At 70.3% G+C, this 14,614-nt stretch carries 11 protein-coding genes; 4 read left to right on the top strand and 7 right to left on the bottom strand.

Translation table 11 applies throughout. The annotated features are described in order from the left end of the window. Positions 1-72: 72 nt before the first annotated feature. Both ACWGJM_RS07410 and ACWGJM_RS07415 read left to right on the top strand, forming a co-directional pair. A complete protein-coding gene (locus ACWGJM_RS07410; RefSeq protein ID WP_453410711.1) occupies positions 73-4,011 on the top strand; it encodes a DNA-directed RNA polymerase subunit beta' in 3,939 nt (1,312 codons plus the stop codon). 137 nt (positions 4,012-4,148) lie between these two features. Next, positions 4,149-4,838 carry a hypothetical protein gene (locus ACWGJM_RS07415; protein WP_453410712.1) on the top strand — a complete coding sequence of 230 codons (690 nt, stop codon included), beginning with the start codon at positions 4,149-4,151 and terminating at the stop codon, positions 4,836-4,838. Here ACWGJM_RS07415 and ACWGJM_RS07420 read toward each other — a convergent pair. From ACWGJM_RS07420 to ACWGJM_RS07450, 7 genes are all read right to left on the bottom strand, one after another. Beyond that, on the bottom strand, positions 4,831-5,754 hold the full coding sequence (locus tag ACWGJM_RS07420; protein ID WP_453410713.1) for a hypothetical protein: 924 nt from the start codon (positions 5,752-5,754) through the stop codon (positions 4,831-4,833). The genes ACWGJM_RS07415 and ACWGJM_RS07420 overlap by 8 nt on opposite strands. A 78-nt stretch (positions 5,755-5,832) precedes the next feature. After that, the gene (locus tag ACWGJM_RS07425) at positions 5,833-7,056 is read right to left on the bottom strand and encodes a M48 family metalloprotease (protein ID WP_453410714.1); all 1,224 of its coding nucleotides are present in this window, start codon (positions 7,054-7,056) and stop codon (positions 5,833-5,835) included. Positions 7,057-7,115: 59 nt separating this feature from the next. Next, positions 7,116-7,673 (bottom strand): Pycsar system effector family protein, encoded by a 558-nt coding sequence (locus ACWGJM_RS07430; protein ID WP_453410715.1) that lies wholly within the window; start codon positions 7,671-7,673, stop codon positions 7,116-7,118. Continuing rightward, positions 7,670-9,259 carry a hypothetical protein gene (locus ACWGJM_RS07435; protein WP_453410716.1) on the bottom strand — a complete coding sequence of 530 codons (1,590 nt, stop codon included), beginning with the start codon at positions 9,257-9,259 and terminating at the stop codon, positions 7,670-7,672. The genes ACWGJM_RS07430 and ACWGJM_RS07435 overlap by 4 nt, the downstream gene beginning before the upstream one ends. A 56-nt stretch (positions 9,260-9,315) precedes the next feature. Continuing rightward, positions 9,316-11,505: a hypothetical protein gene (locus tag ACWGJM_RS07440; protein ID WP_453410717.1), complete on the bottom strand. Its 2,190-nt coding sequence runs from the start codon at positions 11,503-11,505 to the stop codon at positions 9,316-9,318. After that, positions 11,502-12,380, bottom strand: a complete 879-nt coding sequence (locus ACWGJM_RS07445) for a hypothetical protein (protein ID WP_453410718.1) — start codon at positions 12,378-12,380, stop codon at positions 11,502-11,504. The genes ACWGJM_RS07440 and ACWGJM_RS07445 overlap by 4 nt, the downstream gene beginning before the upstream one ends. Positions 12,381-12,577: 197 nt before the next feature. Then, positions 12,578-13,333, bottom strand: coding sequence for a Crp/Fnr family transcriptional regulator (locus ACWGJM_RS07450; RefSeq protein WP_453410719.1), 756 nt, complete (start codon positions 13,331-13,333; stop codon positions 12,578-12,580). Between the two features lie 408 nt (positions 13,334-13,741). Here ACWGJM_RS07450 and rpsL point away from each other — a divergent pair, with 408 nt between their 5' ends. Both rpsL and rpsG read left to right on the top strand, forming a co-directional pair. Continuing rightward, complete coding sequence (gene rpsL, locus ACWGJM_RS07455; RefSeq protein WP_003948652.1) at positions 13,742-14,113, top strand: 30S ribosomal protein S12; 372 nt, start codon at positions 13,742-13,744, stop codon at positions 14,111-14,113. Positions 14,114-14,115: 2 nt separating this feature from the next. Then, a complete protein-coding gene (rpsG, locus tag ACWGJM_RS07460; RefSeq protein WP_003992340.1) occupies positions 14,116-14,586 on the top strand; it encodes a 30S ribosomal protein S7 in 471 nt (156 codons plus the stop codon). Positions 14,587-14,614: the final 28 nt, after the last annotated feature.

Consider the following 14,614-nt stretch of genomic DNA (forward strand, 5'->3'; position numbering starts at 1 on the left):
ACAGGGCCCCGCCGACCCCCAGGCCCCCGTATCAGACCAAAGACTTTCGACCCTGAGAGGGATTGACGCATAGTGCTCGACGTCAACTTCTTCGACGAGCTCCGGATCGGCCTGGCCACCGCTGACGACATCCGTCAGTGGAGCCACGGCGAGGTCAAGAAGCCCGAGACCATCAACTACCGCACCCTCAAGCCGGAAAAGGACGGGCTCTTCTGCGAGAAGATCTTCGGCCCCACCCGGGACTGGGAGTGCTACTGCGGCAAGTACAAGCGCGTCCGCTTCAAGGGCATCATCTGTGAGCGCTGTGGCGTCGAGGTCACGCGCGCCAAGGTGCGCCGTGAGCGGATGGGCCACATCGAGCTCGCCGCGCCCGTCACGCACATCTGGTACTTCAAGGGTGTCCCGAGCCGGCTGGGCTATCTGCTCGACCTGGCTCCCAAGGACCTCGAGAAGGTCATCTACTTCGCCGCGTACATGATCACGTACGTCGACGAGGAGCGCCGTACCCGCGACCTGCCCTCCCTGGAGGCGCATGTCTCCGTGGAGCGCCAGCAGGTCGAGAACCGTCGCGACGCCGACCTCGAGGCCCGCGCCAAGAAGCTCGAGTCCGACCTGGCCGAGCTCGAGGCCGAGGGCGCCAAGGCCGACGTGCGCCGCAAGGTGCGCGAGGGTGCCGAGCGCGAGATGAAGCAGCTGCGCGACCGTTCGCAGCGCGAGATCGACCGCCTCGACGAGGTGTGGACCCGGTTCAAGAACCTCAAGGTCCAGGACCTCGAGGGCGACGAGCTGCTCTACCGCGAGCTGCGTGACCGCTTCGGCACGTACTTCGACGGCTCGATGGGTGCCGCGGCGCTTCAGAAGCGCCTGGAGTCCTTCGACCTCGACGAGGAGGCCGAGCGTCTCCGCGAGATCATCCGTACCGGCAAGGGCCAGAAGAAGACCCGTGCGCTCAAGCGCCTGAAGGTCGTCTCCGCGTTCCTGCAGACCAGCAACAGCCCCAAGGGCATGGTGCTCGACTGCGTGCCGGTCATCCCGCCGGACCTGCGTCCGATGGTGCAGCTGGACGGTGGCCGCTTCGCGACCTCCGACCTGAACGACCTGTACCGCCGTGTGATCAACCGCAACAACCGACTGAAGCGCCTTCTCGACCTCGGTGCGCCCGAGATCATCGTGAACAACGAGAAGCGCATGCTCCAGGAGGCCGTCGACGCGCTGTTCGACAACGGCCGTCGTGGCCGCCCCGTCACGGGCCCCGGCAACCGTCCGCTGAAGTCCCTCAGCGACATGCTGAAGGGTAAGCAGGGCCGCTTCCGTCAGAACCTGCTCGGTAAGCGTGTGGACTACTCCGCGCGTTCCGTGATCGTCGTCGGTCCGCAGCTGAAGCTGCACCAGTGCGGTCTGCCCAAGGCGATGGCGCTGGAGCTCTTCAAGCCGTTCGTGATGAAGCGCCTGGTCGACCTGAACCACGCGCAGAACATCAAGTCGGCGAAGCGCATGGTGGAGCGCGGCCGTACGGTCGTGTACGACGTCCTCGAAGAGGTCATCGCCGAGCACCCGGTTCTGCTGAACCGTGCTCCCACCCTGCACCGCCTCGGCATCCAGGCCTTCGAGCCGCAGCTGGTCGAGGGCAAGGCCATCCAGATCCACCCGCTCGTCTGCACCGCGTTCAACGCGGACTTCGACGGTGACCAGATGGCCGTGCACCTGCCGCTGTCCGCGGAGGCGCAGGCCGAGGCCCGCATCCTGATGCTGTCCTCGAACAACATCCTCAAGCCGGCCGACGGCCGTCCGGTGACGATGCCGACCCAGGACATGGTCCTCGGTACGTTCTTCCTCACCACCGACGCCGAGGGCCGCGGGGTCAAGGGCGAGGGCCGCTCCTTCGCGTCCGTCGCCGAGGCGATCATGGCGTTCGACGCCGGGGAGCTCTCGCTCCAGGCGCCGGTCGACATCCGCTTCCCGGTGGGCACCATCCCGCCGCGCGGCTGGACCCCGTCGGCCCACGAGGAGGGCGCTGCATCCGACAGCACTGCGGCCAACAGCGGCTCCACCGCGGGCGAGTGGCAGCAGGGTGACCCGTTCCGTCTGAAGACCACGCTCGGCCGTGCGCTCTTCAACGAGCTGCTGCCCGAGGACTACCCGTTCGTCGACTACGAGGTCGGCAAGAAGCAGCTCTCCGAGATCGTCAACGACCTCGCCGAGCGCTACCCGAAGGTCATCGTGGCGGCGACGCTCGACAACCTGAAGGCGGCCGGCTTCTACTGGGCCACCCGTTCCGGCGTCACAGTCGCCATCTCCGACGTCGTCGTTCCCGAGGCGAAGAAGGAGATCGTCAAGGGCTACGAGGCGCAGGACGAGAAGGTCCAGAAGCAGTACGAGCGCGGTCTGATCACCAAGGACGAGCGCACGCAGGAGCTCATCGCGATCTGGACCAAGGCGACCAACGAGGTCGCCGAGGCGATGAACGACAACTTCCCGAAGACCAACCCGATCTTCATGATGGTGAACTCGGGTGCACGAGGCAACATGATGCAGATGCGTCAGATCGCCGGTATGCGTGGTCTGGTGTCGAACGCGAAGAACGAGACGATCCCGCGGCCCATCAAGGCGTCGTTCCGTGAGGGCCTGTCCGTGCTGGAGTACTTCATCTCCACGCACGGTGCCCGTAAGGGTCTGGCGGACACCGCTCTGCGTACCGCCGACTCGGGTTACCTCACCCGTCGTCTGGTCGACGTCTCCCAGGACGTCATCATCCGCGAGGAGGACTGCGGCACCGAGCGCGGCCTCAAGCTCCACATCGCGGAGGTCGGCGCGGACGGCGTGCTGCGCAAGGCGGAGAACGTCGAGACGTCCGTGTACGCGCGCTGCCTCGCCGAGGACATCGTGGTCGACGGTCAGGTCCTGGCCCCGGCCGGCACCGACCTCGGTGACGTCCTCATCGAGGAGCTCGTGGCCCGTGGCGTCGCGGAGGTCAAGACCCGCTCGGTCCTGACCTGCGAGTCCGCCGTCGGCACCTGCGCGATGTGCTACGGCCGTTCGCTGGCCACCGGCAAGCTGGTCGACATCGGTGAGGCGGTCGGCATCATCGCCGCCCAGTCCATCGGTGAGCCCGGTACCCAGCTGACGATGCGTACCTTCCACACCGGTGGTGTGGCCGGTGACGACATCACCCAGGGTCTGCCGCGTGTCGTCGAGCTCTTCGAGGCCCGTACCCCGAAGGGTGTCGCCCCGATCTCCGAGGCCCAGGGCCGCGTGCGGATCGAGGAGACCGAGAAGACCAAGAAGATCGTCATCACGCCGGACGACGGCAGCGACGAGACGGCGTTCCCGATCTCGAAGCGCGCCCGACTCCTGGTCAGCGAGGGCGAGCACGTCCAGGTGGGCCAGAAGCTCACCGTGGGTGCCACCAACCCGCACGACGTGCTGCGCATCCTGGGTCAGCGTGCCGTCCAGGTCCACCTGGTCGGCGAGGTCCAGAAGGTGTACAACTCGCAGGGTGTGTCGATCCACGACAAGCACATCGAGATCATCATCCGGCAGATGCTGCGCCGTGTGACGATCATCGAGTCCGGCGACGCCGAGCTGCTGCCCGGCGAGCTGGTCGAGCGCTCGAAGTTCGAGCACGAGAACCGTCGTGTGGTCCAGGAGGGCGGTCACCCGGCCTCCGGTCGTCCGCAGCTCATGGGTATCACCAAGGCCTCGCTGGCGACCGAGTCCTGGCTGTCGGCGGCGTCCTTCCAGGAGACGACCAGGGTCCTCACGGACGCGGCGATCAACGCCAAGTCCGACTCCCTGATCGGCCTCAAGGAGAACGTCATCATCGGTAAGCTCATCCCGGCCGGTACGGGTCTGTCCCGCTACCGCAACATCCGGGTCGAGCCGACCGAGGAGGCCAAGGCCGCGATGTACTCGGCCGTCGGCTACGACGACATCGACTACTCGCCGTTCGGCACGGGCTCCGGCCAGGCCGTTCCGCTGGAGGACTACGACTACGGTCCGTACAACCAGTAAGGCGTACGTCCACTGAAGGGCGGTCACCCCACGGGGTGGCCGCCCTTCGGCGTTGTCCGGTGTTCTTTCGAGTGATCGTGCCGTGTCGGTGAGCCGCGCCGAGAGCTCCTGGTGACCGGTGTGCCAGGTTTGACGTCATGACGTCTGCTGTTGCTCGTGGCCTTGCCGCGGTCGTGGTGGTCGCCACGTTGGCGGGTGTGGCGGGCTGCAAGGACAAGAAATCGAACAGCGGCGTGGCGGGGCGGTCCACTGCGAAGGCGACCGGAGCCGAGGCCACGATGACGTCCCTGTTCCCGGGCCGCAGCCCCGACGAGCAAGGCGGGTCGGCGATGCACCTGCCCTCGGGAACGGTGGGCGAGTCGGTGGGCGGGAAGGTGGCGTTCGTCAACACCACCGACCAGCCCATGACCATCAACAGCATCACCGCCACCAGTGACAACGGGCAGGCCGTGATCGCTCAGGACGCCTGCACCCACGTCAAAGTGCTGCCCGGCGACAGCTGCGAGGTCGTACTCCAGCACATCGCCTCGGATCCGGGGCGGTTCACAGTGGCCCTGACCGCCAGGACCGACCAGGGCCCCACCTTCGCCGCGCGTTTCATCGGGGAGGCGGTCGGGCCCGGGACGACCAGCCCGGACACTTCGGTGTCCACGACCACCCCGGGGCCCACGACGCCGTCCCCGCCCACGACGATCTCGCCCTCGCTCTCGCCCTCCCCCTCGACCTCTCCCTCGCCCACGACTTCGGTCCCGGGGCCCACCGACTCCCTGACCACGCCGACGCCCCAGCCCGACGCGACGGAGACTCCCACCGCCGGTATCACCTGAGTGTCGCGGCCTGCTCACCACGGAGCTCCACCCAGACGTTGCCGTCGTCGGGCAGCACCACCACGATGCGGTCCGTGTAGTGCGAGGCCCAGGAGACCAGATAGAAGCGCTTGGGGGCCTTCGCGAGGATGCGAAACCCGATGTACTGGTACCGGTACGGTCCGCTCCCGCTGCCCTTGTCCTCGACAGTGATCTGCGAGGCGTTGTGGGCCAGGCGCACTCGCGAGTGGAGCACCACGCTCAGGCTGTGCCGGTAGCCTCCCTCGGCTTCGCGGATGGCTTTGTCCCGCCCCGCCGCCACCGTGTACTGCGTCGTCTGGAGGAACAGGCTCATCGTCAGCAACCCGATGAGCACGGCGCCGGTGACCAGCCACAGCCGCTCACCTCCGGGGGACTGCCCGGCGCGCGGGGTCCCGCTCCGAGCCAGGTGCAGCTGGATGGCGAAGATGGCCAGCGTGGCGCCCCCGGCGACGATCAACGGCGAGAGGAAGTCCAGCCACCGGCCTCCCGGCAGCGGGGACAGCAGATGCGCCCAGAAGACCGGGAAACCCAGCACCGCCATGACCACGCCGGTGACGAACAGCCAGCGGCTCATGCCGCGGCGCAGGGCGGCGTGCTCAGGCGCGGCCAGGCGCCGTCCGAGCCAGGCGAGCGTCAGCAGGGTGACCAGCCCGACGGCCAGCAGGCACCACAGGGGGAAGAAGATCGGGCCCGTCGCCTTGGCCGCCATGCTCTGGTAGGACAACTGGAGATCGTCGGCGGGCACCCCGAGGGTGGAGTAGTACTCCTGGGTGTAGGTGCTGCCGACGTAGTAGAGCAGGCCGACGGCGACGGTCCCGGGGGCCGCGATGTACGCCGCCATGTCGAGGAGCGCCGGCTTCCGGGGGGTCGGAGGCGGCTCCTGCGGTGCGGGCATGGCCCCAGTGTGTTCGCCGGGGGCCAGGCCCGCACGCGTGACGGCTCCGCTTGTATGACGCCCGTCTGACGGACCAGGTCAGCCGTACTGCTGGAGGTACGGCTGTAGATGGTGCAGCCGCGTGTGGTGATCCGGATGCGAGGACAGCAGCTTGGCCAGGGCGCTCTCCTCGACGGGGACGCCGCCGTTGAGCGCGGTGATCGCGGCCTTCTCCTGCTCCTCCTGCTGGTGCAGCTTGTGCAGTACGCCGACCAGCATGGGCGCGAAACCGAGCGCGGCCGCGTGTTCGTCGGCGCGCAGCTCGGAGCGGCGGCCGACGGCTGCGAGCGCGTACGGCACGCCGAGGATCAGCAGCGGCAGACCGTACAGCGTGCTGATGGTCGCCATGGCGAGGCCGCCGACGCCCAGTACGACGAAGGCGACACCGAAGCAGCCGAAGGCCTTGGAGACGTGGAAGGCGACGGAGGAGACGGCCTTCAGGACCCGCCAGGCGACGCGGCCGGGCAGCGCGTACCAGTAGCCGAGCAGCCCCGACCAGGCGTGGCCGCCGACGTGGTGGCCCAGCTCGTGCGCCAGGACGGCGGCGAGTTCGCCGTTGGGGAGGTTGTTCATGGCGAACCGGGTGACGCCGACGATGTGGCCGGCCGCGGCGACGGCGTTCAGGGCGTCGCTGTCCTCGACCCAGAGTTCGTAGTTGCGGCCCTCGACGCCGGCGCGAGCCGTGACTTCCCGCCAGACCGGTTCGAGTTTGGCTCGTTCTTGTGGAGTGGGGTAGCGCAAACGGAGCAGACGGCGCGCGAGGGCGCTTTCCGTGGGGCGGTGGAAGACGAGTGCGCCGCTGGCGAGCCAGAGCAGGATCACGAGGAACGCGAGATTGCCGAAGAAGACGGAGAACAGGCCGACGACGCAGAGGCTGCACAGGAAGTTCGGCAGATAGAGCAGTAGGGCACCGATCGCCGTGGCGTCCGTGTGGCGCTGGTGGCTGGAGATGTGGACGCGGCGGGCGTCGGTGCTGATGTGGTGCGGGTGTGACGCGTCCTCCGAGGCCGGCGGGGCCGGTGGCGCCGGCGCTGGTGCGGTCGGCGGGGCGGCGGGAGGCGTGAGCGGGTACTGCGGGGGCTGCTGGTACTGCGGGGCTTGCGGGGCTTGCGGGTACTGGGGCGGTATGGGGGCGGAGGACGCCGGGTACTGCGGGGCTGCCTGCGGGTACTGGGGCGCGGCCTGGGGGTACTGCGGCGGGTACGGATGGCCCGGGTACGGGTGTCCCGGGTACTCCGAAGGGGAGGGTGGCGGCTGGGTCATGGTCGTTCCTTACGTTCGTGCTTCTTGAGCGGTGTGCGTCGTGCTGGGGGAGCGGCGGGTCAGCCGATCAGCAGGGAGGCGGGCAGCAGGACCGTGCCGGTGCAGAAGGCGATCAGGCCGGTACGGATCCACTGGTGCTTGCGCGCGGCGATACGGCTCATCTCGGCGAGGGCGGCCGTCAGCCCGGTCGTCGGGTCGCGCCGGGTGTCCACGAGCGCGTCCTCCAGCCGGCCCATCCGGACGGCCTGCCGGATGTCGCCGAAGTACGACAGGGGGCGGCCTGGCGACCATGTCCCGGAGCGGAAGCGGGGCAGGACGGCGAGCAGCAGGGCGAAGAGCGACAAGCCGAGCGCCAGGGTGCCGGTCCACCACAGCGCCGTGGCCGGGCTCGACAGCTCCGAGGGCGTCCAGCCCCGCCCGGCCAGCAGACCGCTGAACACGCCCGCGGTCATGCCCAGCGCCGCGACCAGCACGGACGCCTTGCTGTCGGCCCGGGCGACCTCGTTGCGCAACTCGGTGAGGAGCCGCTCGCACAAGGGGACGAGGTCGGCCGGGGAGGGAGGATCCGGCGGGGGCATGGTGGGCGCGGGGCCGGGGCCTGGGGCGGGGCCGGTCATGAGCCGTCGCCCTCCGAGTCCTTGCCGGGCTGGGTCGGAGCACTCCCGTATCCGGGCGGCGGCTCCCAGACGGGCGGCGCGGGCGGGGGAGCGGGCACGGCTGCGGGGGCGGCGACGGGCGGTTGCGGGTCGGGTGCCGGGGCGGTCGGCGGTGCGGTCGGCGGTGCTGGAGGCGGAGGAAAGGCGCTCGCGGCAGGCGAGGGCGGAGGAAAGGCGCCCGCGGCAGGCGAGGGCGGAGGAAAGGCGCCCGCGGCAGGCGTAGCGCCCGGGAACGGAGGCGCGGCGTAGGGGCCCGGACCGGGCGTTCCGTACGCGCCGGGGACGGGGCCGGTGACGGGCGGCACGGCGGGTGCCCCGTACGGACCCGGGACGGACGGCACGCCGGGAGCGTCGTACGGGCCGGGGACGCCGGACTGGTCGGGTGCCCCCGGCGCCGCGTGCTGCTGCGCTCCCTCCGCGGGGGCCTGGGGGTAGACCGGCCCCTCGCCCGGCGCCAGCGGCGGAGCCGTCTGCGGTACTCCCGGCAGGCGCTGGTTGAGGATGTCGTTGACCGTGCGCAGGGCCAGCTGCTTGGGGCCCTCCAGCTCCCAGTTCTCCGCCGCTTCACTGTTCAGCAGCTGCTTCACCAGTTCCATCTGCGCCTGGATCATGCGCAGTTGGTCCTCGCGCATGCTGTTCATGACGAGCCGGGAGTCCTCGGGGTGCTGGGCCAGGTGCAGCGCCCAGGCGTGCACGCCGCCCTGCTGGAGGTGGTACTGGTAGAAGTTGATCTTCTCGGCTTCCAGTCGCTGCAACTCCATCTGCTGTTGCCCCGCCAGCAGCGCCTGCTGGTGCTGCCACTGCTGCTGCTGGAGGAGGTAGACCTGCTGCTGCTGGCCGTACGCCATGGCCCGCTCGATCTGTAGCGCGTCCTGCTGCCGGCCCCGCAGGTCGACCGCCACGTCGATGTCCATGCCCCGCTGCGCCACGAGGACCTGCTCGTCGGCGGAGTGCCCGATGGCCTGCTTGCGCAGCTCGTGGTCGATGTTGGCCTGGTCCCGGCGCACCCGCAGCGTCCAGGTGACCTGAAGACCGGCGGTGGCGCCGAGCGGACCCAGCAACCGCATCCGCTCCAGCAGCTCCGCCTCCGCCGCCGCGCTGTCGGCCACGGCGAACCGGCGGGTCACCGGCCGCGCCGCCTGCTGGAGTTCGCCCAGCAGCAGCGCGGGCACGTCCCGGTGCCCGGTGGCCACGAACCGGGCCGGGTCCAGCACCTGCCAGTCCAGGTCGACCGCGACCGTGAACTCGAGCGCGTCGTTGTCGCTGGGCAGCAGCAGATCGGAGGTGTGCCGGTGCACACCCATGTCGACCTCGTACACGGCTGTGTAGCGGTTCGCCACGATCTCGGGCCGCGTCGGCCGCAGCGGAGGCAGGTACGCCTTGTACTCGCCCTGGGAGGTGGAGAAGACCAGGGCGTTGTCGATACGGACGTACGACTTGAGGTTGAACTCGAAGCGGGAGAGCTGGCGCACGGTCAGGACCGGGTCGACCAGTTGCGAGTGCCGGTCGGCCTGCTGCTGCCACTCGGGCTGGCGGAAGGTGGGCATGGGCGGATCTCCTGGGGCGGTCCCGCGGCCGGGCGCGGGCGTGGTGGCGATGTGGGTCAGCGGTTGGGAAGCGTGGTCAGCAGGCGGGCCGCCACCGAGGGCGGGGGTTTGCCGTCCTCGCCGGGCATGGTGCGCAGCAGATGGCTCAGCCGCTGGTGCTCGGCGGGCGTGGTGACGAGCGTGGGCAGCAGGGCGGCCAGCGCCCACTCGGTGGCGGAGGCGCGGTCGGCGATCCACACCCACTCGCGCAGCACCTCGAGCGCAGCCCGGGTGGAGCCCGGGTCGGCCAGCGCGGCCCGCCACAGGTAGGGGATGTCCCGCACCGGGGCGTCCCCTGCGGTCGCCGCGCGGGCGTACCAGGCGAGGACCAGCGGGGTGCCGTAGCGCTCGTCGCCCTCCTTGCGGCGGCAGGCGCCCACGAAGCCGGCGAGGGTGAGATCGCGGACCGCACGGTCGTCGTCGAGGTGGTCGCGCAGTTCGGCGAGGACCCGCTCGCTGGCCGGAGACAGCAGCAACAGCTCGACGGCCTCGGCGAGTTCGCGGGCCATCGACTCGTCGAGGTCACCGGGTCCGTCCTCGTACAGCCGCCGTACCGCGCCGCGCAGCGCGGCCATCGCCTGTTCCGGGCGCTCCGGGCCGATGAGTCCGTACGACCGCACGGCCACCCAGCGCAGCCGCGCGTCGTCGCCCTCGCACCAGGCGTCGAGGATGCGCGGGACGTTGGGTGTGTCGATGAGGTGGGCGAGGGTGAGCGCGTTGACCGCGACGAGCCGCTGCCGGAACCGCTTGGAGGTCGCCCAGGGCTCGATGACCAGGGCCATCGCCGAGGGCAGGTCGGTGCGGGCGAGGACGGCGACGGTGGAGGCGGCGCGGGTGCGCACCAGCGGACGGCCGTCGTCGGCGAGCCGGCGCAGCCAGTTGATCAGGGCGGGCCGGGCGGAGGGGTGGCCGGTCCACACCTCGCGCAGCAGGACGAGGGAGGACCGCTCGTCGCGGAACCTCGCCTTCTGCTGGGTCACCGGACCCCACTCGGTGTGCTCGTCATCCTCGAACCGCTCGGCGCGGGCGAGTTGGAGCCGCTTGCCGACGTGCGTGCCGAAGACCGGGACCTCCGGGACGCGGGAGGGGTTCTCGGTCTCCTGAAGGAAGCGGTAGAGCAGGTCGCTCAGTTCGGCGGTGAGCGCGTACGGGCCGCCGTCGAAGGCGGCCAGGGCGACGAGGAACGCCTTGTCACGCAGGTGGATCGCGCTCTCGTCCTCCTCGAACCACTCCTGGACCTGGTTCTCCAGCGAGACCAGCGAGAAGTCGGCGACGGCCTGCTCGGACGCCTCCCCGGCCGCGTACCGGCCGAGCAGCTGGGCGAAGGCGGTGACCTCGCGCAACTGGTGCCCGCGCGCCAGGAACTCGGTCACGGCCGTGAGCCCGAGCAGCTTCTCGGCGGTCACCTCGTCGGTACGGGTGCGCAGATGCGCGCCGAGGACCTCGGCGACGGCGGGCGGCCGCCACTCGACGGCCGTCACGTCCTCCAGTACGGCACTCGGGCCGAGGGTGACGACCAGGTAGGCGTCCCGCTCGGCGAGGCGGTCCCTGGCGGCGAGCAGGTGCGGCTCGCGCAGCGGGCGGTCGCGGCGGGTGGCGAGGTCGCACAGCACGTAGCCGCGGGCCTGGTCCTCCCCGGTGAACCGCTCGGCGAGCGCGCTCGGGTCGGTGTCGCGGACCAGGGTCCGCACCGGTGCTGCGCCCAGGCGGTGCAACAGCATCAGGGCGGCGGTGCGCCGGCCGGTGAAACGGGCGCCGGACAGGACCAGCACACGGTCGCGGCGCAGCCGTTCGAGCAGGCCGGCCATGACCTCCTCGTCGGCGACGAAGGTCCGCGCCAGGCGTTCCAGGGTGACCGGCGGCACCTCGCCGGACGCGGCGGCGGGCGCGGAGAGGCCGGGTATCGCGAAGTGGTACTCGGTCTTGCTGCCCATGATGACGTCGCCGGTGACCCGGCCGCCGCTCACGGCGTGCTGGTCACCGCCCGCCAGGCCGCCGCCGAAGCGGGACCGGTCGCCGACGTTCATGGTGCGCGGGCTGTGGTCGATCAGGTCGCGCCGGGCGGCCCAGGCGTCCTGCGGCTGGTCGCGCTCCTCGTCCGTTTCGGCGGGGCGCGGCCGCTCCTCCTCGGGGGCGGGTGACTCACCGGCCTCCGGAGCGGTTCCGGGGGCCGGTCTGCCGCTCTCCGGCTGCTCCGGGGTGCTCAAGCGCGCTCACCCCGCTCGTGGCCGCCCAGGCTGACGTCGCCGGTGACGGTGCCGCCGCTGACGCCGTGCTGGTCGCCCGCGACCAGGCTGCCGCCGAAGGACGGCGCGCCGCCGTTGAAGTTGAAGACGGCACCCGGCGCCGGGGCTCCCCGATGTCCTTCCGGCGCCGGGCGGTCCTCGGGTGGCCCACCCTGCATGGGCACCCGCGGCGCCGGGCGGTCCCCCGATCCGCCCGGCGCCTCCCCCTCCCCCGTTCCACGGTGGTCCGTCACGTCTTCCGCGTCCTGGGCCCCTCGGCCGATGGCCGGCACCGGGCCGTGCAACCACGCCGTCAGCGGGCCGTTCTTGCTGGCCACGGTCACGCCGTGGAAGTCGGCGGCCGGGATGCCGGGGTGGTCGTGGCGTACGACGCCCTCGTACAGCGCGCTCGAGAGGCACAGGGCGAAGTCGCAGGTGCGTTCGCGCAGGGCGGCCCGCAGCACGTCCGCGTCCAGCAGGCGGCAGGCGTGGTTGAGGTCGGAGCCGACCCAGCCGTCGTGCTCGTCGACGGCCACCCAGCCGGTGGCCAGTACGCCGCGCAGCCGGATCTGCGCGGAGCGGGACGCCATGCGGTTGACCGTCCGCAGCTGGGCCGGCACCTCGGTGAGCAGGGCCCGCAGCAGCGCGGTCACCGGGGCGCCCGCGTCGATGAGCTCCATCACCGAGTCCCCGCGGTCGGCCCGCAGCCGCCGGGTCTCGTCGATGCCCGCGCTCTCCAGCGTGCGGTCGGTGATGTCGTAGAGCATCCGCCGCAGATAGGCCTGCTCCACATCGTCCCGGTCGCTGAACCTCTCGATGTCCAGCAGCAGGATCGTCCGGATCACGGGGTCGGTCATCGTCGCCTCTCGAGGGTCGGCCGGGCAGACCAGAAGCCTGCTGGCCACAGGGGCGGCCCTGTGAGGGCGGATGACCCATTCGGAGTGTGACGGGATACACAGAAGGCGTACTGGGGCAGGCGTGACCGGTGTGGCAGGAGGTGCCTTTGGGCGGCAGGGCGGAGGGGCTTGGATACTTGGAGCGGCGCAGCCGCAGGTCAGTGTTCTCTCGGACCCGGTGGTGACGGGATGCCCGCCGCCGGGTCCGTCGCCGCGATCCGGCGGAGGATGTCCGGGCGCATGATCAGCATCGTGCGGCGGCCCGTGGCGACGGCTTCCTTGTCGCGCAGCTCCCTCAGCAGGCGCTGGACCATCTCGCGGGAGGCGCCGACCGAACCGGCGAGTTCCTGTTTGCTCAGCGGTACGGCGAGCTCGATGCCCGCCGACGTCCGGCGGCCGTGGGTGCGGGCCAGGTCGAGGAGCAGGATCGCGAACCGCTCCCGCACGCTCAGCGACGCGAATTCCAGCCGGCGCCGGTCGGCCGCGCGGGTGCGGTCCGCGGTGAGGCCGAGCAGGGCGAAGGAGACGGCGGGGGAGTGGCCCAGGAAGTCCCGGAAGCGCTCGCGGTCCACCGCCACCGCCCGCACTGGCTCCAGCGCGGTGACCGTCGCCGAGCGGGAGCGCCCGGTCAGCGCGGCCGACTCGCCGACGACGTCACCGGGGCCGCGCAGCGCCAGCAGGGCCTCGTAGCCGTTGGCCGCCGACGCGGTCACCTTCGTCCAGCCGGTGACCAGGAACAGCACGTGCGCCGACGGCTCGTGCTGCCGGATCAGTACCGTGCGGGGGGTGAAGTCCAGGGTCCGGCCGAGGGCCAGCAGCCCCGAGCGGTCCTCGCTCTCCAGCCGGGCCAGGAACGGCACGCGGTCGTCCAGACCACCGTCGTCCGGTGAGTACGCCGGTGTCCACGTCGTCATGTTCGGCCCCCGAATACCCGCTACCCGCGACGGACGGATCAACGTACAGAAAGCGCGCGGACGCGGAGCGCGGAAGAGCGCGAACCGGCCATTGGCGGAAGATCATTCTGGTGCCCGGGACAACTGGGGTGAATCAGAGCAGGGTGGGCGGGGAACCCGGCGTGTCGAGGTGCACTCCATTTGTTTTGACCGAAGTCCGTGAGGTAGGTACGCTCAGACCTTGTGCCTGGGGTGTGCCCTGGCTCTCGTGCGTGCCTTCAAACCGCATAGCGAGCCGTCATTGGCCACCGTAATCTGCGCCCTTTTCGCCTTGCGGCGGGAGTCTGCCGGATTCGACACACCCGACCGCGTGGGTCGGCGACGTTCCAGGTTAGCTTCACCATTCGGCACACAGAAACCGGAGAAGTAGTGCCTACGATCCAGCAGCTGGTCCGCAAGGGCCGGCAGGACAAGGTCGAGAAGAACAAGACGCCCGCACTCGAGGGTTCCCCTCAGCGTCGCGGCGTCTGCACGCGTGTGTTCACGACCACCCCGAAGAAGCCGAACTCGGCCCTGCGTAAGGTCGCGCGTGTGCGTCTGACCAGCGGGATCGAAGTCACCGCTTACATTCCGGGTGAGGGACACAACCTGCAGGAGCACTCCATCGTGCTCGTGCGCGGCGGCCGTGTGAAGGACCTGCCGGGTGTTCGCTACAAGATCATCCGCGGTTCGCTCGACACCCAGGGTGTCAAGAACCGCAAGCAGGCTCGCAGCCGTTACGGCGCCAAGAAGGAGAAGTAAGAATGCCTCGTAAGGGCCCCGCCCCGAAGCGCCCGGTCATCATCGACCCGGTCTACGGTTCTCCTCTGGTGACCTCCCTCATCAACAAGGTGCTGCTGAACGGCAAGCGCTCCACCGCCGAGCGCATCGTCTACGGCGCCATGGAGGGTCTGCGTGAGAAGACGGGCAACGACCCGATCATCACGCTGAAGCGCGCACTGGAGAACATCAAGCCGACCCTCGAGGTCAAGTCCCGCCGTGTCGGTGGTGCGACGTACCAGGTTCCGATCGAGGTCAAGCCCGGTCGTGCCAACACGCTCGCGCTGCGCTGGCTGGTCGGTTACTCCCGCGCCCGTCGCGAGAAGACCATGACCGAGCGTCTGCTCAACGAGCTTCTCGACGCCTCCAACGGCCTCGGTGCCGCTGTGAAGAAGCGCGAGGACACCCACAAGATGGCCGAGTCCAACAAGGCCTTCGCGCACTACCGCTGGTAGTCGCTACCCACATCGAGACCGAGAGAAG

It is taken from the genome of Streptomyces sp. NPDC054834 (genome assembly GCF_053611185.1).